A 17,733-nucleotide genomic window follows, 5' to 3' on the forward strand; every position below is an offset into this window, starting at 1 on the left:
TCTCTGCTTAGAGCAGGCTGCCCAGAAGTCTCGCGTCACGCCAAGTCACGCGTCCCTATAACCGAATAACCGAAACAACACAATAAACCGGAATTTCCTTTTGAGTCCCCGATACGCTCCGCCATAGACCCGACGGCCTCCCTGTACAAGGTTCCGGGCCGGTTTTGGTCAAACGGCCTTTCCAGCGGCGGCGCGAGCAGATGGGAAAACCGGTTTCGCGTCTGGCGGACCGCGGCAGCATACGGTTGAATAACAATGAGGGTGTCAGAAATGGAAGAAGAGATAATCAAAGTTCGAGTCGAGGGTGAGATCGCATATATCGCGCTCAACCGTCCCGAGAAGCGCAACGCGATTAACCAGGCAATGCTCCGCGCGATTCCAGAGGCGATCGACGAGGTCGATCGTCCCGAGGTTCGCGCGATTATCATTTACGGCGAGGGCCAGGCGTTCTCGGCGGGCATCGATTTCACCTCGCTCGCCAACGACACCGGCGCGCAGGGCGGCCACGGCGGCGGCCCCGACATGCCGCGCTTTCGGCGCTTTGTGGCGGAGTCGCAGGCATCGCTGAATCGGCTCGAGAGTATCGAGAAGCCGGTGATCGGCGCGCTGCATGGCTTCGTCGGCGGACTCGGGCTCGAACTGGCGCTCGCGTGCGATGCCAGGGTGGCGGCTGCCGGCGCGCGGCTTGGGATGCCGGAAGTGCGCATCGGCCTGGTGCCCGACGTGGGCGGCACCACGCGGCTTACGCGGACGGTCGGTTACGCGCGCTCGAAAGAGCTGATCATGACGGCGCGGATGATCGAGGCGTCGGAGGCGGAACGGATTGGGCTGGTGAACCGCGTCGTCGCCGAAGGTGCGCATATCGCGGCGGCCGAAGAGCTTGCGCGCGAGATGGCGCGCAACGCGCCAATCGCGGTCGGGCTGGCGAAGCGGATCATCGACAAAGGCCACGGCCTGGACAAGATGACATTTCAGGAACTCGAGGTGCTGGCGCAGAGCTCGCTGATCGGCACCGAAGATTTTCGCGAGGGCGCGGCAGCGCTGGCGCAGCGGCGCGAGCCGCGCTTCAAGGGGCGTTGAGGCGAATCTCGAAGCCCTCCTCGAAGGTATCGCCGGGCGCGAGTTCGCGCATTCCGGCCGCGATGCCACGGGCCGCGAGATTGAACGCATCGGGCGCGCAGGTGTACGGCTCGAGCGCGACCACGGGGCTGTCCGCGGGAGCATAGACGACGAAGTCGCCGAACGCGGGACCGGCGCGAATCTCGAGCGCGATATTCAGCGACGGATCGATGAGCCGCGCGCGCGGCGCGGACGGATCTTTCGTCGCGGTTCGCTCCGCGATCGGCGCCATGCGGAAGGCGTCGTCGTAAGTATCAGCTCCAAGAGGAAGTGGCGCGCGAAGGTCGTACTTGCCTGCCAACGGCTCGGCGTCACCGGTGGGTATGAGGCGCGCGTCGAGCGGCCATCGAGCGTTGGCGTCGAGCTGAATCAGCATCGCATCGCGCAAGCCTGCGGGATTGAGAGGGGCGTGAAAGTAAGGATGCGCGCCGAATCCGAACGGCATCACCGAGCGGCCGGTGTTGGTAATGCGGGCCTTCAATCTCAGTCCATTACCAACTTCGTAGTCTATCTCGAGCACGAACGGCCACGGCCAGATCGAATTTAAATCCGAATAGTCCGACGAATCGAGAATCGCCGTGACGAAAGACGGTTCGCGCCGCGTCACGCGAAAGGCGCGTTCGCACGCAAAGCCATGAATCGCGTGCCCGCGTGCGGGCTCATTCACCGGCAGCCGGTATTCGCGGCCCTTGAACGTGAAGCATGCGCGGGAGACGCGGCCCGGCCACGGAAAGAGAATCGGAATGCCGCCGCGATGCGGATGCTCGCGCCATGCGTCGGGATGGGCAGGGCCCGCGATGACCTCGAGCGTGCCGGCGCGGTAGCCCAGGCATTGGCATCCGGCGCCGGGCACAATCACGGCGCGCTCGCTATCCGCTTCAAGCGTTATGAGTTCCACGGTGATGGTTCAATCCGAGGAGAGTTTTTTTTGCAGCCGCAAGGGTTCGGCCCGAGAATCAGGCGTCCCCTCAAGTGGGTCCAGTACATTTTGCGGCGCGACGGGAAGGCGACCCCAATCGCGCGCTATTTTGAAATGCCGGAACTACTGGCTAGTGGTCGCGTCCGCCGCGGCGTTCGCCGCTGCCACCGCCACCGCCACCGGCTCCGCCCCCGGCTCCGGCGCTGCGCGCCTGCGCTTCGTTGACGCGAATCGGACGGCCCTTGATGTCGCGGCCGTTCAATTTCTTGATTGCGCCTTCGGCTGCCTCATCGGTCGCCATCTCGACGAAGCCGAATCCCCGCGAGCGGTTGGTGGCGCGGTCGATGATGACTTGCGAGCTGTCCACCTTTCCGGCTTCTGAAAACGCGTCGAGCAGATCCTGGTCGGTCACAGTCCAAGCCAGATTCCCAACATACAGTCTGCGGCCCATTGCCCTCTCCTCGCGCGCGACCCGGCTGCCCTGCGGCGTAGTCCGTCTGTATCTATAGGCATTCGGAAGCCTGATCGATAGTACAGATAGTCAAGTGGTGGGGCGATACCAACGGCGCGCATCTAATCCGAATTCCGAAATGCTTATAGCATCGCGCCAAGCGCAAACATAGTGCTCTTGCTATCCAATCCCCGGCCTTTATTTCCCGCTTAGGCCCAATGGCTGCCTGCTCGCAAATAGGGCGATAAGCGTCCCAGATCCGTTTGTTTTCCTGGACGCGAACCCTGGTTGGCGGGCAACTGCGTTTCCGGGACTGACTGAAATATCGGCGAGTCGATCTGACTATCTGCCGGATAACTTTTAGCGCTGCGCGGAGTAGTCTGATGGCGTCGTGGGGCATCTGGCGCTATATCCAATTGACTGATGTGGATAATGGACAAAATGACTTTGATACTTGTAGGATCAGGTTTGATTGTGTATATTCAAAGTTGATTTGTACTGACCAATTCCCCGAAAGGAGATTGCTAAATGCCTCGACAGAAGGCCTCTCGCGGAGCCACATCGGCATTCCAACAAGTACAGCGGCAGGCGCGTACTCTGCTCATGAATCTGCGCAAAGACATCCGCTTGAAAGAGTCGCTACTGAGTAAACTCAAAGAAGAGGAAGCGCGGCTGGGATCGTTGATCGGTCGTGGGGGCAGTGGAGCGAAAGCGGTCAGCGGCGGGCCACGCGGCCGGGTCAATTGGCGCAACGTGCTTTCGGCGCTTCCCAAGCAGTTCAAGGCCGCCGACGTGCGCAACGTGCGGGGACTCAAGCAGAAGCGGCCGTCGGAGATATTTGCGGCGATCACGCGATGGATCGATGCCGGAGCTGCAAGGCGAAGGGCACGCGGAGCATACGAAAAAGTCTAACGGAAGCTTCGCGCGTACCGGCCGCAATGGCGGTATCGCGCAATGAGAGCAGCGTTGAGCGGCGCCGCAAAGTATCAGCTGCGCCGTTTTCTATTGCTCAATTCATCTGAAGTATCGCAGCGTCATTCTGCGTTCCAATTGCGCTCCGAATAAACTCCGCGCGGCGAAGAATGACAGCAATGCAAGGTTGCTGATAAGCTTTTTTGAAACCTTATTCGCGTGCGAAAGAGTCAGACTACATGGCCGTGATGACGATTGAATGGCGGGCGGACACGGTTCGTATGATCGATCAGCGCCTGCTTCCCGCGCGCGAGGTAATTCGAACCTATCGCGACTACCGTGGCGTCGCGCGAGCTATCCGCACGATGGTGATTCGCGGCGCACCCGCAATTGGCGTCGCGGCGGCAATGGGTGTCGCGCTCGGCATCAAGGGCACCGCGGGCGCGAAGGCGCGGAAACGCTTCGCGGTGGTCGCGAAAACACTCAAGGCCACGCGGCCAACCGCGGTAAATCTGGCGTGGGCAGTGGATCGAATGGGCCGCGCGCTCGACGACAACATCTCGCTCGACGCGGCAGAATTATTTCGCCGCATGCGCGCGGAGGCGATCGCGATTTACCGGGAAGACCTGGCCGCGAATCGCGCGCTGGGCCGGTTCGGCGCCGAACTCATCGGAGACCCGGCCACAGTGTTGACGCATTGCAACGCCGGCGCGCTGGCGACGGCGGGATACGGGACGGCGCTTGGGGTGGTGCGCGCCGCACGCGACGCGGGCAAAAAGATCCAGGTGTTCGCCGACGAGACGCGGCCATTTTTGCAGGGCTCGCGCCTGACCGCGTGGGAACTCCACAAAGATCGGATACCGGTGACGGTGATCGCTGACAGCATGGCGGCAACGGTGCTCTCGCAGAACAAGATCGATTGCGTGGTGGTGGGAACCGATCGCACAGCGGCCAACGGCGATGTCGCGAACAAAATCGGCACCTACCCGCTGGCGGTGATGGCGCGGCGCCACGGCGTGCCATTTTACGTCGCGGCGCCGCTGTCGTCGATCGACCTGGACTGTCCCGACGGCGCGGCTATCCCGATCGAAGAGCGCTCGGGCCGCGAGCTCACCGAGTACGGCGGCAAGCAGATCGCGCCGAAGGGCGTCAGCACGTTCAACCCCGCGTTCGATGTCACCCCGGCCGAGCTGGTGACCGCGATTATCACCGAACGCGGCGTCGCGTATCCGCCGTACACGGTGAGTCTGCGCGCGCTGAAACTTGGACGATGACCGACTTATCCGACGCGAGCGACGCGCAGCCTACTCATCAAAGTGATCCAGGTACTCGGACAGTCCATAGCCAATTTTGCCGTCCCAGTTCCATTCGGTCATACCTTCTGCGATTCGAGTGACTATACCGGCGCGCCGGTTGCGCAGCGGAATCATCGATAGCACTTTGCCGGTAATGACTATTGGCGCTCCACCGTCGGCGGTTTCACAGTTCACTTTGATCTTGTCGTGTAGCTGCTGCTCGCCGATGAATTCGGTCTGAATATCGACCTTCTCGATATTGAGAATCGGTTGGCCTTTGCGCGCAACGAATCCTCCCGGGCGTTCGCTGCCGTCGCGATTCACCGTAATTGTGGCCATCGCGCCAAGACCCTCATCGAAGTTCATCGTGAGCCATCGGTAGAATTTCGGCGCCTGCCAATAGCGCGGTCCCCAACTATGATCGCGCAGACCAAGCGCGTCGATTTTGAACTCGCGGTCTGCGCCGTCGGCCGTAAGCACCAGTTTTCCCGTTGCGCGGCCGAGCTGTTCCAGGTGCCCCTTTGCGAATTGAGTTTCGGGGTCACCGGATAAGTTCGGCGAAACCCATTGATCTCCAACTTTTTCGCGCACTTCGCCGCCCCATCCGGGAGAAACAGCCGCGTAGTCAATTTCGAGCGCCGCTTGCGAGTATGGATTATTTTTGAATGCCCTGGCTGGATCGGCCATTTCGAGCGGATTCTTCAGAATGCAGAGTTTGCCATGGTAACTAACGCGATGGCGTTCGAACGGTTTGACGACTTCGAACCTTGCACCGCCGGCATCGTGAGCGTTGTTGTCCTTGATCTCGGGCCGCTGAAACATGAAACCGACGGTTCCGTCCGGGAGGTACAGGCACGCGGTCATTTCGGCGTAACCTTCGTTTGCGCGATTACCCAGTCTGATGAAGCCGCCGAGGTGTTGACCACGATCGTAGAAATTATAGTATGCGCTCTCGTTGAAATTAGACTCGCCAGTGTTGGGATGCATCAGGTCGTCTTGTTCAAGTAGTACCACTTTGAGTTCAGACATATAGTCAGATCTCCTTTTGCGGCTTTGCGGCGTTGCGAATGGCTATATCGCCCTCGAGGTAGCGCGGATTCGCGATACGCAGTTTGTCCTCGACGCTCTGACGCACGACTGCGAGTACCTCCCCGCGCCAGGCGCCGTCGTCCGCCTCGCCGGCGCGAATCTTCGCGGTCAACTCTTCGCCCATGCCGGCAGCGGCAGTGCGCAGATCGTCGAGGCTGTGCAGATGCGGCGCGTCGTGCCCGAGCAGCCGCGCCAGAGCCTTCACCTCGCTACGAACCAGCGGATCTTCCAGTTTTATTTCGCGCGCGACGATTCGCATCACGTTGGCCACGACTCGCACCTGGAACTGGCGCGCGCCTTCGATTGCGGGCACGAGTTCGCGATCGACGAAGTCGGCCGCCGCTTCGAGCAATTCAACTGAAGTCGGTCGATCCTGCATATCTATTACTCAGCTCACGTTTAGCTAGTTGGCGGCGGAACTACCATGTTGCTATTCGATGAGATTTAACAATTCGAGCTCGGTTTCGGCAGTCCGGCGTCCGATACTGGCCAGTTCGACGCTTTTTACGAATCCGTCGATATGGGTACGGGCCTGGCTGATGGTGATTATGCCCCAACGCAGGTTGCCGAAGACCTCCCAGAATCGCGCCGCCTCGGGATCGACGGCGGCGCCACTGGCTTTTTCGTAGGCGTGGAAGAAATCCTCACGGGGGCCAAGCCCTCCGACCGGCTTCTGATCATTGCCGAAGCGCCACGCCCGCACGCACATCCATCCGACGTCCTCCATGGGATCGCCGAGATGCGCCAACTCCCAATCGAGGATCGATCGCACGCCTTCGGGGCCAAAAATAACATTGCCGATTCTATAATCGCCGTGTACGAGCGTCTTGCGCGCCGTTTTCGGAACGCGCCCCAGGAGCCATCGGAATGCCAATTCGAAGGCGGGATGCGGTTCGAGCGCGAAGAGTCGAAAGTTTTCCTGGTAGCGTCTGACCTCGGTCAGCGCCGCGTTGTCACCCGGCTCGGCCAGGAAGTCGAGCTTGTGTTTGACGGGATCGATTCGATGAATCTTCGCGAGAATTTCGGCGAGTTGCGCGGGCATCACTTCGCGCGCGCGGGCGTAAGTGTCGTCGCGGAGCAGGCGACGCGCCAAAGTTTCGCCCTCGATCCGCTCCATGATGAAAAACGCGGAACCGAGAACGGCGGGATCTTCCGAAACCCAAAACACCTCGGGAACCGGAATGCGTTCTGCGAAAGCGGCTCGAATCACCATGAACTCGTGACGGCGACTGGTGGAGATATTGTGAGCGCCAGGATCGCGCCGCAGCACCATCGCGCGACGATTCGTTTCGCCGCCGCGCTCCATCGAGCAATCGAACGACCAGATCTCGCGCGACGCCCCGCCGGGCATCTTGCGAAAATTCTCGATCGCGACGCTGTCGAAACGGCCCTCGGTGCGGATGAAGCCGGTCAGCCGCCGGACCATTTCGCCGGGTTCGATTTTGTCCATTGCGCGCGCTCACTTCCCAATCAGAATGAGTATCACGAAATTTCCCCGCTTCGCACGCCGGGCGATGGAAGCGCTCGACCGTCAGGCGCGATGCCCCACTTTCTGCGCAATCCCATCACCGAGCAGGTTGAAGCCGAGAATCGAAAGCCCGATCGCGAGTCCGGGCGCGGTCGTAAGATGCGGGGCGACGAGCAGGAAGGCGCGGCCGGCGTCAAGCATGTTACCCCAACTGGGCGTGGGCGGCAGCGCGCCCAGGCCAAGAAATGAAAGCGCGGCTTCGGCGCCGATGATTCCGCCGATTCCGAAGGTCGCCTGCACGGCAAGCGGTCCAACGACGCCGGGGATCAGATGGCGCATCAGCAGGCGCGACCGGCTGGCGCCCAGGCTCTCGGCAGCGAGAACGTAGTCGCGCTCGCGCAAGGTCAGCACTTCGCCGCGCACGATGCGCGCGTAGCCGGTCCATCCCATCGCAGTTAGCGCGATCGCAAGATCGATTAGACCTGGTCCGAGAATCGCCGCCAGCGCGATCGCCAGCAGGATTCCCGGAAAGGCGAGGACGATATCCACGCCGCGCATTACCAGGTTGTCGATTCGACCGCCCGACAGCGCGGCGGTTGCGCCAATCAGGCTGCCAACGACGAGCGAGATCGCAACGACGACGGTGGAGATCGAGAGCGAGAGCCGCGCGCCAGACAGGACCCGGGCGAGCACGTCGCGGCCAAGCGCGTCGCAACCAAACGGATGCGCGCGGCTGGGCCCGGCGAGCGTGTTCGCAAGATCGATCGACAAAGGATCGGCGCGAAACAGCAGCGGACCCAGGATCGCAGCGACAACGACCGCGGCAACAGTAGTCACCCCAATAGCCAGTGACGGATTGCGGACGCGCACATTCACGAGATTCTCACTCGCGGGTCTACGATCGCATAAACGAAATCGGTCGCCATGTTCACAATGACGTAAGTCATCGCGAACGTGAGTACGCATCCTTCGACCACCGGATAGTCGCGCGCCCCTATCGCACTGATCAGCAAGCGGCCGATACCCGGCCACGAAAAAATTATTTCGGTGATGAGCGTGCCGCTCAGCAGCGCGCCCATCTGAAGTCCGATGATGGTCACGACCGATGTGAGCGCGTTCTTAAGGCCGTGGCGAACAAGGGCGGACCGCGCGCTCAACCCCTTGCTGAGCGCGGTGCGCATATAGTCGCTCTCGCGCACGCGAATCAGGCTCTGGCGCAACATCCGCGCAAGGATCGCGGCCAGCGCGGTGCCAAGAGTGACAGCGGGCAGGACCAGATGCTCGAGACCCCCGCGGCCGGTGAGCGGCAGCCAGCGCAGGTCCAGTGAAAACAAAATCATGAGCAACGGGCCGAGGTAGATGTGGGGAATCGAAATGCCGACAATGGCAAATCCCATCGCGCCGAGGTCGCCGGCGCCGCCGGGATTCGAACCCGCGATTATTCCCAGCGGGAATGCCAACAGCACAGCGACCAACATCCCCGCCGCAGCGAGCTCGATTGTGGCCGGAAAGCGTTCGGCGATTAGACGCGAGACCGGCTTGCGATATGAAATCGATTCACCCAGATCGCCGACGGCGAGTCCACCGAGATATGCCGCGTACTGCTCCAGCAGCGGACGATCGAGGCCCAGCTGATGCCGCATCCCAACAATGTCGGCGGGCGCAGCGGTCTCGCCAAGCATCGCAACTACCGGATCGCCCGGCACAAGGTGGATAATCGCGAACGTCAGTGTCGCCACGCCGAGCGCGACTGGCACGAGCGCGAGCAAGCGCCGGACCAGGTAATTTATCACTGGATCACTGCCACTGCCCTCCGCCGCCGGGGCCACTGAGCGTCACCGTCGCGAGCGAACGGAAGCTGCCATTGGGATATGCATCGAAGCCAACCAGCCGCCGATTCATCACGGCCACATTGTCAACCCACCACAGCGAAACGTACGGCAGTTCCTCGGCGGCGAGTTGCTGCACCTGTCCGTATATTTTTTTCCTCCATTTCGGATCGACCGTACTCATTCCCGCTTCGACCAGCCGATCCATCTCAGGGTTCGAGTAGTAACCCCGATTCTGTCCGTGCGGTGGCGTCTTCTGCGAATCGAATACCATGTAGTAGCTGTTCGGGTCGTTGATTCCGACCCATTGTAGAGAGGTCAGGTCGAAGCTTCCGGCCTGAATGTCCGCGTAATAGGTGGCGAAGTCGAGCGTCCGGATAGTCAGCTCGATACCCACTCGCTGAAGCATCGCCTGAAACACCTCGCCCAGGCGCGCGCCTTCCGGAGTCGTCTTGTATTCGAATCGGAGCCCGCGCATCCCGTTGCTTCCGGCCGTGTAGCCAGCCTGATCCAGCAGTTGACGCGCTTTTGTTGGATCGAAGGAATAGGTAGTGCCATTGGCCTCGTATGCCCAATTCTCGGGTGAGAGCATGCCGGTAGCTACCCGCCCAGTGCCACGCAAGATGGTATTGACTATTGTTTTGCGGTCGATCGCATAGGCGATGGCGCGCCGCACGCGTAAGTCGCGCAGGCGAGCATCACGAAAGTTGAAAGACAGGTACTTGTAGGTAGTACCGGGAGTTCTGCTGACTTCCAGAAACCGGTGCGAGCCGAGCCACGGCAACACGTCGTACTCGATATTGTTTCCCGAGAAATCGCAAACACCTTCTGCCAGTTCGAGCGCGCGCACAGTAGGGTCGGGAACGATCTTGAAGAGGATCGATCGTGGCGCGCCTGACGGATATGGATAATACGGATTGCGCTCGAGCCGCGCGGCTTCATCGCGCGCGTAACCAACCATCTGAAAGGGGCCGCTGCCGATGGGAGCGGCTGCGTTTTCTTTCGAGGGCAGCGAAGTACCCGCGGGCACGATACCCTCCGTCGCCATCTCAAGGGCGGGCGCGTACGGATGCGCGGTAGTCATAACGACGGTGTAGTCGTCGGGCGCATCGATTGACTTCAACTGCTCGATGCCGGCCCGTTTCGGCGACATCGATTCGGGCGCGAGAATCGAATTGTAAGTGAATATTACGTCGCGCGCCGTCAGTTCGCGTCCGTCGCTAAAGCGCACCCCGTGCTTGAGATGAAAAACAATTTCCGTGGGCGAAGGATGCTCGACGCGGTCAGCAAGATGACCGACAAATTGGCCGTTGCGATCGGTCTTTACCAGCGAATCGAAAATAAGTTCGTTGATACGCGATGAAGTCGCGTCGGTGGCAAAGCGCGGGTCGGTCGAGGTCGGCGAGGTTTCGATATCGACCTGGATCGTCCCGGGCGAACGATCGGTGCGATATTGGCCGCATCCCGCGAGCGCGACGAGCGCCGGCGCAATCTGCGCGACGAATCGCAGCCGAGCAGTCCATTCGCTGATCCACACGGTGAGCACGGCGTTTCGGGTTATTCTCGATTGGCGCGATAATAACAGAATCGATGCGAGACGTTCGCATTCCATTTTTCATTTTTCACGGTTTCACGTTTTCACTTTTTGACTGGGTACGAGGTGACAATGAGTAAAGATTGGCGCGCAAAGATCGGGCTCCGTCAGGGCGACCTTACGGAGGCGGATGCGGATGCGATTGTGAATGCGGCGAACAACGATCTGAAGCTGGGCGGCGGCGTCGCGGGCGCGATTCGCGTCAAGGGCGGGCCGGCGATCCAGCAGGAATGCGACCGGATCGGGCCGATTGCAATCGGCGAGGCGGCGATTACGGGCGCGGGACGGCTGCGCGCGCGGCACGTAATTCACGCAGCGAGCATGCGGCTGGGAGAATCGACGTCGGAGCCGAATCTACGCGCGGCCACGCGCAACTCGCTGATGCGCGCCAAAGAGAACTCGCTCAAGTCGATCGCATTTCCGGCGATCGGCACCGGCATCGCGGGTTTTCCAATCGAGCGATGCGCGCGGGTGATGCTCCAGGAAGTGCGCGCGCATCTCGACAGTCCGACGACGCTCGTGCGTGTGGAATTCGTGCTGTTCGATCGCCACTCGCTGGAGGTCTTCGAGCGAGTGCTCGCGGAGATGAAGGACTAGTGGGCGGCCGTAGAGGTGCTGGATTGGGCGCGGCGCAGGAACAGGAAGGTCGGAATCAGAATCACCATTACAATAGCCAATGTGCGGTAGATGTCGTTGAATGACAGCATCATCGCCTGGCGCTGAATCATCCCGTACACCATGCCAAGTCCCTGCTTCTGGCCAGTGAGTATTTGCGGCATGTAGTCAAAGCCGCGCCCGCCGTGAGTGAGCCGCGACGCTGCGCTCATTTTCCACGCGTCGAAGGCGGTGAAATGCTCGACCAGATAAGACTGATGCGTCTGCTCATGATTCACGAGCACGGTTGTCATGTAGGAGATGCCGATCGCAGCGCCGGTGTTGCGCATCATGTTGTAGAGGCTCGCGGCGTAGCCGACGCGCTCGCGGCTGACGCACGAAAGCGTAGTGGCGGACAGCGTAGGGAAAATCATGCCCATCCCGACTCCCATGACGAGGCTGGGCCACGTCACCGTCCACGTGCTGACTTGAGTGTTCCAGCCCGCCATCGTCCATAAGGCGATTGCCATTATGGTGAACCCAACGCCGATCAACGAACGCGTATCGTAGCGGTAGCGCGCAAGCTGTCCGACGATCAGCATCGCTGCCATCGTGCCGAGTCCTCGTGGCGCGAGCACCAGACCCGCCTTCCACGCGCTGTAACCCATCAGCTCCTGAAGAAAAATGGGATTCAACAGTCCGGTGCCGAACAGTGCAAAGCTCATCGCGACCATCAGCATCACGGACATCGAGAAAACGGGAATCCCAAGGATTGAAAGATCCAGAATCGGCTCGGTGGTGCGCAATTCGTTGATCGTGAGTCCCACGAGGCAGATCGCGGAAAAAATTGTACCCCAAACGACCCATGGTGAACTGAACCAATCGGCGCGCTGGCCGCGATCGAGCACGAGTTGCCCCAGGCCGAGCCCGACCACGAGCAGGATGATGCCGGCGTAGTCGGTCTTGCCGCCCTTGGCGCGGCGGGTCCGCAAGTATGCGGGGTCGTGAACGAACGTCCAAACCATCAGGAACGCAGCGATGCCAACCGGCAGGTTGATGTAAAAATTCCAGCGCCAGTTCCAATTGTCGGTGATCCATCCGCCGAGCGTCGGACCCATGATCGGCGCAACCATCAGGCCCACCCCCCACGTCGCCATCGCGAGTTGCTGTTCGTTGGGCGGGAATGTCTCCATCAGGATCGCCTGCGACGACGGAACCATCGCCGCGCCCGCCGCGCCCTGTATCAGTCGAAAGATGACCATCTGATCGAGAGATCGAGCGGCGCCGCACAGGCCCGAGGCGGCGACGAACACGGCGACGGACATCATGAAGTAGCGCTTGCGCCCGAAGCGCGACGAGATCCATCCCGTCATGGGAATCATGATCCCGTTGGCGACCAGGTAACTGGTGAGCACCCACGCGATCTCGTCGACGCTCGCCGAAAAGCTGCCCTGCATGTGCGGCAGCGCGACGTTGACGATCGACGAGTCGAGGACCTCGAGCGTCGTGCCCAGCATCACGGCCAGCGCAATCAGCCACTTGTGGCTGGAGGACCCGTACTCGGGATGGTCGATTCCAATCGCGGATGAGGCTGCGGATGCCAAGCAAATACGTCCGTGCGGCGTGCTCGGTTCAGATTAAACCTGATGGATTTGCGATGATACCGCGAAAACAAATTCGACATTCGGCGTTCATCGCGTCGTAACGCGCATCCTTTCTAATCATCGCAGGTTGAGTGCGCGATATTTTCAGCGCGCCGGTGCGGATTGGGGCAATATGGATGACTTCGAGCGGCAGCGACGCCACCTTCTATCGAAGCGGCTGGGAGCCATCGATGTCGGATCCAACTCCGTCCACATGATCGTGGCGGACGTGAACCGCGAGGGTCACCTCGAGGTCGTTGACCGCGTCAAAGAGATGGTGCGGTTGGGCCGGCGCTCGTTCACGACGGGACGGCTGACCGCAGAATCGATGGACCTCGCGGTGCGCGCACTGCTGAACTTCAAACGGCTGCTGCAAGTGCGCAGGGTGGACCGATTGCGCGCCGTGGCGACCAGCGCGGTGCGCGAAGCACGCAATCGTGCGGAATTCATCCGGCGCATCAAGCGCGAGACGGGACTGACGGTTGAAGTAATCTCCGGACTCGACGAGGCGCGACTGATCTTTCAGGCGGCGCGCCACGCACTGGGACTCGACGGCGGACCTCATTTGCTGATCGACGTCGGCGGCGGCAGCGTGGAATTGGTGCTGGTGCAGGACGGGCGGCCGCTATGGATGCACAGCGTGAAGCTCGGTGCGGCGCGGCTGGCCGAGCGATTTCTCATCGACGACCCGCCATCGGGCACGCAGTTGAGCGGGCTGGAAGCGCATCTCGAGCGCGCGATCGGGCCGCTGATGCGAAAGGCGCGGCGCGCCGGCGTGGCCCGCGCAATCGGAACGTCGGGCACGATCAACACGCTGGTCGCGATGGCGCGATCCTCGCGCGGCGAGGAACTGGGCCGCCTGCATGGCGCGAGCGCCTCGGCCGGCGAAATTTCCGATCTGACCCGCGACTTGGTCGCGGCAAACGCGGCACTGCGCGTCGATCTTCCCGCAATGGACGCGAAGCGGGTGGACCTGATGCCGGCCGCGGCCACGCTGGTAAATTTCATCCTGAAGAAATCCGGTGCGCCGGAGCTGGTCGCATGCACGTGGGCGCTGCGCGAAGGCGTCCTGCTGGGTCTCGCGCACAAGATCGACTCGCGCTCGGCCGCTGACGCGCGGCGCCGCTCGGTCGGCGCTCTGGCGGCGCGATTCGCGGGCAGTAACGATCACGGCAAACAGGTCGTGCGGCTTGCGCTCAAGCTGTTCGACGCGACGGCGCCGGTTTTGGGGCTGCCCAGGTCCTCGCGGGAACTGCTTGAATTCGGGGCGTTATTACACGATATTGGCCACGCGATTGATCATGACCGGCACAATCGCCATTCTTACTACCTGATTAAGAATGCGGAGCTGTTCGGCTTCGACGCTGACGAAATCGAGGTCATCGCACAGGCGGCTCGCGGACATCGCAAGCAAGCCCCCAAGCTCGATTCGCCGGATTTGAGGTCGCTTAGCCCCGCCAAGCGCCGTGTGATCAGAGGCCTTGCCGCGATTCTGCGGGTCGCGGACGCGCTGGATCGAAGCCACTTCGGTGTGGTTAAAAATATCGAGGTCAGGTACTCACCGGGCCGTGTAATCGTCGGAGTCGATTCGAAGCGCGAGAAAGCCGACCTCGAGCTATGGACATGCGAGAGAAGGACCGACCTGTTATCGAGACTGCTGGATCGCCAGGTGGTCCTGCAGCGTCAGAGCTGCTTGCCGCAGTACCTTCCCCCAACGGCGACGTTAGTCCATCCTCTATCGGGCCTAAGTCTGCGGCCGGGACCGCGCCCAAGACCCTGCTCGAAACGCCGCATCCCTATCGCGGACGATTGATCTGCGTCGAGGGAATCGACGGCTCGGGCAAATCGACGCAACTACTGCTGCTCGAGCGATGGCTGCGGTCGCGTGGCTACCCCGTCCATTTCACGGAGTGGAATTCGTCGCGGCTGGTGCGGCGTTCGATGCAGCGCGGCAAGAAAAAAAATCTGCTGACGCCGACCACCTTTTCGCTGCTGCACGCGGTCGATTTCGCCGATCGGCTGACCTATCAGATCCTTCCGCCGCTGAAGGCCGGCATGATCGTGCTCGCCGATCGCTACGTGTACACGGCCTTCGCGCGCGACGTAGCGCGCGGCGTCCATCCCGAGTGGGTCCGCGCGGTTTACAGCCCCGCGCTGCGCCCCGATCTGACGCTCTACTTTCGCGTGCCGATCGACATTTCGCTCGAGCGGCTGCTGGCGGGCCGCGCCAAGCTCAAGTACCACGAGGCCGGGATGGATGTCGGCCTCTCGACCGATCCGGTCGAGAGTTTCCGCATGTTTCAGAGCCGCGTGCTCGAAATTTACGATCAACTGACGCTCGAGTTCGGGATGCGTCCGATTGACGCGACCGCCGAGATCCCCAATCAACAGAGAGTCATACGCACGATGGTCCAGGAAATTCTTCGCAACTACGACCGCAATCGAGCGAACGAAAAAAATGGCGTCACATCCCAGCCGCGCTAAGACCTGGTACGGGCACGGCCTGCCGTACCTCGCGAAAAAGCGGCTGCCCGGCCACTTGATCGCGATCGAAGGAACCGACGGCGTCGGCCGCTCCGCGCAGATTGAACTGCTCCGGCCGTGGCTCGAACTCGAAGGCTACGCCGTCAGCAACACCGGATGGACGCGCTCTCCCCTGCTCTCCGAGACCATCAACGAGGCCAAGGCCGGCCATCGGCTGACGGTCACGACCTTCTCGCTGCTTTACGCCGCCGATTTTGCGGATCGTCTCGAGCACGAAATCCTGCCGGCTTTGCAGGCGGGGTTTATCGTGATCGCCGATCGCTACATGTACACCGCGTTCGCACGCAACTTCGTGATGGGCGCCGATCCCCAATGGACGCGCGAGGTGTTCGGGATGGCGCTGGTCCCGGACCTGGTCCTCTACCTCGACATCGATGTCAAATCTCTCATTCCCCGCGTGATCATGGGCAAGGGGATGGACTACTGGGAATCCGGGATGCATCTCGCGCTCGGCATCGACTTGTTCGATTCATTCGAGCGCTACCAGGGCCGCCTGATAGACGAGTACCGGCGCTTGTCCAGTGAGTTCGGTTTCGTCTCGGTCGATGCGCGTCTTCCGATCGAGGAGCTGCAGGGCGAGCTTAGAAAACACATCGCCGAATATTTGTCGGCCGCATACGGCAAGCCGCGTCCCGATTCGGCCGACAACCGCGCATCGGCGCGCAAGGAATAGCACCGTGGCAGAAGCCTCGCGCTCCGATGCGCCGCCACGCAGGCTGACGCTTTTCCCGAGCGAAACCGTCGCCGACGCCGCGCGCAAAGCGATCGCGTTCGGGGCTGAATCGCTGTTGTGGCATCAGAACGCGGCCGAGGCCGGCGCGGAGGAGCCGCTGCATCAACTTCGCGTCGCGTCGCGGCGCCTGCGCGCGTCGATCGAATTGTTCTCGAGCGTCATCTACGCCCCGCAGCTCAAGATCTACCGGCGCGACATTCCGTGGTTCGGCGCTCAGGCCGGCGCCGTCCGCGAATGTGACGTGACGGCGGCGTTGATCGGCGCTCGCGCCGCCAAAATCGATCCCAATTTGAAAGCCGCGATCGCTCCGATGATCGCGGCGCTCGACGAACGGCGCAAGTCCGAGCACGCGAAGCTGTATCATCTGCTCGCGTCGAAGCGCTATCGGAACTTGATCGCGAAACTGTCGCGGCCGGCGATCAAGAAAATCGGCGGCGACCGGATGCTCGGGCCCGTCGCCGCCCAATTGATCAGGCCGGCTACGCACAGTGCAGCACGTCTTGGCAGAAAACTTGCCGGCGACGCCCCGACGCTGGTTTTCCACAAGCTCCGCGTTCGGGTCAAGCGGCTGCGCTACGAGCTCGAGATGATCGCGCCGCTGGGCGCCAAGCGCCATAAAAAGACCCTGGCGCGGCTCGAGGCGCTCCAGGAATTGCTCGGGCTTTATCACGACGTCACGGTGGCATCCGCCTGGCTGTTGTCGTATGCCGAGACATCCGCCGCGCCGCCCAGGACCCTGCTCGCGGCCGGCGCGTTGATTCAGTCGTTGGCTGGCCGCGAAAGTAAACTGCGCCGGCGATGCATGAGAGCGTGGCGGCGGTTCGAGCGCTCCGACGCGATGCGCGATACGCTCGCGGAAATTCGACGCGCCGGCAGATTGGCGGTGATGCCCGTGAGCGCGCCCGCGCCGGCTGCGGATGCGAGCGAATCTGATCTACTGAATCAATCGCAAATCGCGCGCCGTGAGATCGAGGACGCACCGCAGTCCAATCACAATTCGATAAACTCACAATCTGCCACGGAAACAATCCCATGATGCTCTATATTCTGCGTCACGCGACGGCCGAAGAGGCCGCATCGAGCGGCGACGACGGCGCGCGCAAGCTCACGGAACGTTCGAAGGAAAAAATGCGCGGAGCGGCCGCCGGTCTGCGCGCGATGGGTCTGAAGTTTGATGTGATTCTGACCAGTCCGCTCGCGCGCGCCGCGGAAACCGCCGAGATTGTCTCAGCGGCCTACGAAAATACTCCGCCGCCGCAGGTGCTGCCCGCACTCGCGACCGGTGTGGCGCCCGCCGACGCGGTGGCCGCGCTGCGCGCATTTGCAAAGTATGGCGAGGTGATGATCGTCGGACACGAGCCGCAACTGAGCGCCATCGCGTCGATTCTGCTGACCGGCGCAGGCGATGTCACTCATCTGAAGTTGAAGACCGGGGGATGTATCGCGATGGACCTGGCCCCGCGCTTTGAACGTGGCGGCGGCGAGCTGCGCTGGATGCTAACCCATCGGCAATTGCGCCAGATGCGCAAATAGTTGAACGCTC

At 61.6% G+C, this 17,733-nt stretch carries 19 protein-coding genes; 9 read left to right on the plus strand and 10 right to left on the minus strand.

The genetic code is table 11. From position 1 onward, the window contains the following. Window positions 1-270 precede the first annotated feature (270 nt). A complete protein-coding gene (locus ABR989_RS10095) occupies window positions 271-1,080 on the plus strand; it encodes an enoyl-CoA hydratase/isomerase family protein (RefSeq protein ID WP_428128071.1) in 810 nt (269 codons plus the stop codon). Here the strand turns inward: ABR989_RS10095 and ABR989_RS10100 are convergent. Then, on the minus strand, window positions 1,067-2,017 hold the full coding sequence (locus ABR989_RS10100) for an aldose 1-epimerase (RefSeq protein WP_428128073.1): 951 nt from the start codon (window positions 2,015-2,017) through the stop codon (window positions 1,067-1,069). The genes ABR989_RS10095 and ABR989_RS10100 overlap by 14 nt on opposite strands. 151 nt (window positions 2,018-2,168) lie before the next feature. Continuing rightward, window positions 2,169-2,489 (minus strand): RNA-binding regulator, encoded by a 321-nt coding sequence (gene rbp / locus ABR989_RS10105; protein ID WP_428128075.1) that lies wholly within the window; start codon window positions 2,487-2,489, stop codon window positions 2,169-2,171. 603 nt (window positions 2,490-3,092) lie between these two features. Here rbp and ABR989_RS10110 point away from each other — a divergent pair. Continuing rightward, the gene (locus tag ABR989_RS10110) at window positions 3,093-3,401 is read left to right on the plus strand and encodes a hypothetical protein (protein ID WP_428128077.1); all 309 of its coding nucleotides are present in this window, start codon (window positions 3,093-3,095) and stop codon (window positions 3,399-3,401) included. Between the two features lie 239 nt (window positions 3,402-3,640). After that, a complete protein-coding gene (gene mtnA, locus ABR989_RS10115) occupies window positions 3,641-4,675 on the plus strand; it encodes an S-methyl-5-thioribose-1-phosphate isomerase (protein WP_428128192.1) in 1,035 nt (344 codons plus the stop codon). A 30-nt stretch (window positions 4,676-4,705) separates the two neighbouring features. Here the strand turns inward: mtnA and ABR989_RS10120 are convergent, their stop codons facing one another. From ABR989_RS10120 to ABR989_RS10145, 6 genes are all read right to left on the minus strand, one after another. Beyond that, entirely contained in the window at window positions 4,706-5,725 is a 1,020-nt protein-coding gene (locus ABR989_RS10120; protein WP_428128079.1) for a DUF7064 domain-containing protein, read from the minus strand. A 4-nt stretch (window positions 5,726-5,729) separates the two neighbouring features. Beyond that, complete coding sequence (locus tag ABR989_RS10125; protein ID WP_428128081.1) at window positions 5,730-6,164, minus strand: DUF6285 domain-containing protein; 435 nt, start codon at window positions 6,162-6,164, stop codon at window positions 5,730-5,732. Window positions 6,165-6,215: 51 nt separating this feature from the next. Beyond that, window positions 6,216-7,235, minus strand: coding sequence for a phosphotransferase family protein (locus ABR989_RS10130; protein WP_428128083.1), 1,020 nt, complete (start codon window positions 7,233-7,235; stop codon window positions 6,216-6,218). An 81-nt stretch (window positions 7,236-7,316) separates the two neighbouring features. Next, window positions 7,317-8,129, minus strand: coding sequence for an ABC transporter permease (locus tag ABR989_RS10135; RefSeq protein WP_428128085.1), 813 nt, complete (start codon window positions 8,127-8,129; stop codon window positions 7,317-7,319). Beyond that, on the minus strand, window positions 8,126-9,046 hold the full coding sequence (locus ABR989_RS10140; protein ID WP_428128086.1) for an ABC transporter permease: 921 nt from the start codon (window positions 9,044-9,046) through the stop codon (window positions 8,126-8,128). The genes ABR989_RS10135 and ABR989_RS10140 overlap by 4 nt, the downstream gene beginning before the upstream one ends. A 4-nt stretch (window positions 9,047-9,050) precedes the next feature. Then, window positions 9,051-10,694 (minus strand): ABC transporter substrate-binding protein, encoded by a 1,644-nt coding sequence (locus tag ABR989_RS10145; RefSeq protein ID WP_428128088.1) that lies wholly within the window; start codon window positions 10,692-10,694, stop codon window positions 9,051-9,053. 54 nt (window positions 10,695-10,748) lie between these two features. On the opposite strand from ABR989_RS10145, the gene ABR989_RS10150 reads away from it, so the two are divergent. Further along, window positions 10,749-11,273, plus strand: a complete 525-nt coding sequence (locus ABR989_RS10150; RefSeq protein WP_428128090.1) for a macro domain-containing protein — start codon at window positions 10,749-10,751, stop codon at window positions 11,271-11,273. Here the strand turns inward: ABR989_RS10150 and ABR989_RS10155 are convergent. Both ABR989_RS10155 and ABR989_RS10160 read right to left on the minus strand, forming a co-directional pair. After that, window positions 11,270-12,874 carry a DHA2 family efflux MFS transporter permease subunit gene (locus tag ABR989_RS10155; protein WP_428128092.1) on the minus strand — a complete coding sequence of 535 codons (1,605 nt, stop codon included), beginning with the start codon at window positions 12,872-12,874 and terminating at the stop codon, window positions 11,270-11,272. The genes ABR989_RS10150 and ABR989_RS10155 overlap by 4 nt on opposite strands. Window positions 12,875-12,902: 28 nt before the next feature. Then, complete coding sequence (locus tag ABR989_RS10160; RefSeq protein WP_428128094.1) at window positions 12,903-13,076, minus strand: hypothetical protein; 174 nt, start codon at window positions 13,074-13,076, stop codon at window positions 12,903-12,905. 51 nt (window positions 13,077-13,127) lie between these two features. On the opposite strand from ABR989_RS10160, the gene ABR989_RS10165 reads away from it, so the two are divergent. From ABR989_RS10165 to sixA, 5 genes are read left to right on the plus strand one after another with little or no spacing between them, the layout of a single operon-like run. After that, the gene (locus ABR989_RS10165) at window positions 13,128-14,726 is read left to right on the plus strand and encodes a Ppx/GppA phosphatase family protein (protein WP_428128095.1); all 1,599 of its coding nucleotides are present in this window, start codon (window positions 13,128-13,130) and stop codon (window positions 14,724-14,726) included. Beyond that, window positions 14,723-15,397 carry a dTMP kinase gene (locus tag ABR989_RS10170; RefSeq protein WP_428128097.1) on the plus strand — a complete coding sequence of 225 codons (675 nt, stop codon included), beginning with the start codon at window positions 14,723-14,725 and terminating at the stop codon, window positions 15,395-15,397. The genes ABR989_RS10165 and ABR989_RS10170 overlap by 4 nt, the downstream gene beginning before the upstream one ends. Further along, on the plus strand, window positions 15,372-16,130 hold the full coding sequence (locus ABR989_RS10175; protein WP_428128098.1) for a dTMP kinase: 759 nt from the start codon (window positions 15,372-15,374) through the stop codon (window positions 16,128-16,130). Before ABR989_RS10170 ends, ABR989_RS10175 begins: the two co-directional genes overlap by 26 nt. Before the next feature lie 4 nt (window positions 16,131-16,134). Beyond that, window positions 16,135-17,226, plus strand: a complete 1,092-nt coding sequence (locus ABR989_RS10180) for a CHAD domain-containing protein (RefSeq protein WP_428128100.1) — start codon at window positions 16,135-16,137, stop codon at window positions 17,224-17,226. Further along, window positions 17,223-17,723, plus strand: coding sequence for a phosphohistidine phosphatase SixA (gene sixA / locus ABR989_RS10185; protein ID WP_428128102.1), 501 nt, complete (start codon window positions 17,223-17,225; stop codon window positions 17,721-17,723). Before ABR989_RS10180 ends, sixA begins: the two co-directional genes overlap by 4 nt. Window positions 17,724-17,733 lie beyond the last annotated feature (10 nt).

The organism is Binatus soli (SeqCode) (assembly GCF_050015535.1).
GTDB lineage: Bacteria > Desulfobacterota > Binatia > Binatales > Binataceae > Binatus > Binatus soli.

What these genes read in the sequence shown, in the direction of transcription:
- ABR989_RS10095 (WP_428128071.1), top strand. Translation starts at nt 271, where the DNA reads ATGGAAGAAGAGATAATCAAAGTTCGAGTCGAGGGTGAGATCGCATAT.
- rbp (WP_428128075.1), bottom strand. Translation starts at nt 2,489, where the DNA reads ATGGGCCGCAGACTGTATGTTGGGAATCTGGCTTGGACTGTGACCGAC.
- ABR989_RS10110 (WP_428128077.1), top strand. Translation starts at nt 3,093, where the DNA reads ATGAATCTGCGCAAAGACATCCGCTTGAAAGAGTCGCTACTGAGTAAA.
- mtnA (WP_428128192.1), top strand. Translation starts at nt 3,641, where the DNA reads ATGGCCGTGATGACGATTGAATGGCGGGCGGACACGGTTCGTATGATC.
- ABR989_RS10120 (WP_428128079.1), bottom strand. Translation starts at nt 5,725, where the DNA reads ATGTCTGAACTCAAAGTGGTACTACTTGAACAAGACGACCTGATGCAT.
- ABR989_RS10125 (WP_428128081.1), bottom strand. Translation starts at nt 6,164, where the DNA reads ATGCAGGATCGACCGACTTCAGTTGAATTGCTCGAAGCGGCGGCCGAC.
- ABR989_RS10130 (WP_428128083.1), bottom strand. Translation starts at nt 7,235, where the DNA reads ATGGACAAAATCGAACCCGGCGAAATGGTCCGGCGGCTGACCGGCTTC.
- ABR989_RS10145 (WP_428128088.1), bottom strand. Translation starts at nt 10,694, where the DNA reads ATGGAATGCGAACGTCTCGCATCGATTCTGTTATTATCGCGCCAATCG.
- ABR989_RS10150 (WP_428128090.1), top strand. Translation starts at nt 10,749, where the DNA reads ATGAGTAAAGATTGGCGCGCAAAGATCGGGCTCCGTCAGGGCGACCTT.
- ABR989_RS10165 (WP_428128095.1), top strand. Translation starts at nt 13,128, where the DNA reads ATGATCGTGGCGGACGTGAACCGCGAGGGTCACCTCGAGGTCGTTGAC.
- ABR989_RS10175 (WP_428128098.1), top strand. Translation starts at nt 15,372, where the DNA reads ATGGCGTCACATCCCAGCCGCGCTAAGACCTGGTACGGGCACGGCCTG.
- sixA (WP_428128102.1), top strand. Translation starts at nt 17,223, where the DNA reads ATGATGCTCTATATTCTGCGTCACGCGACGGCCGAAGAGGCCGCATCG.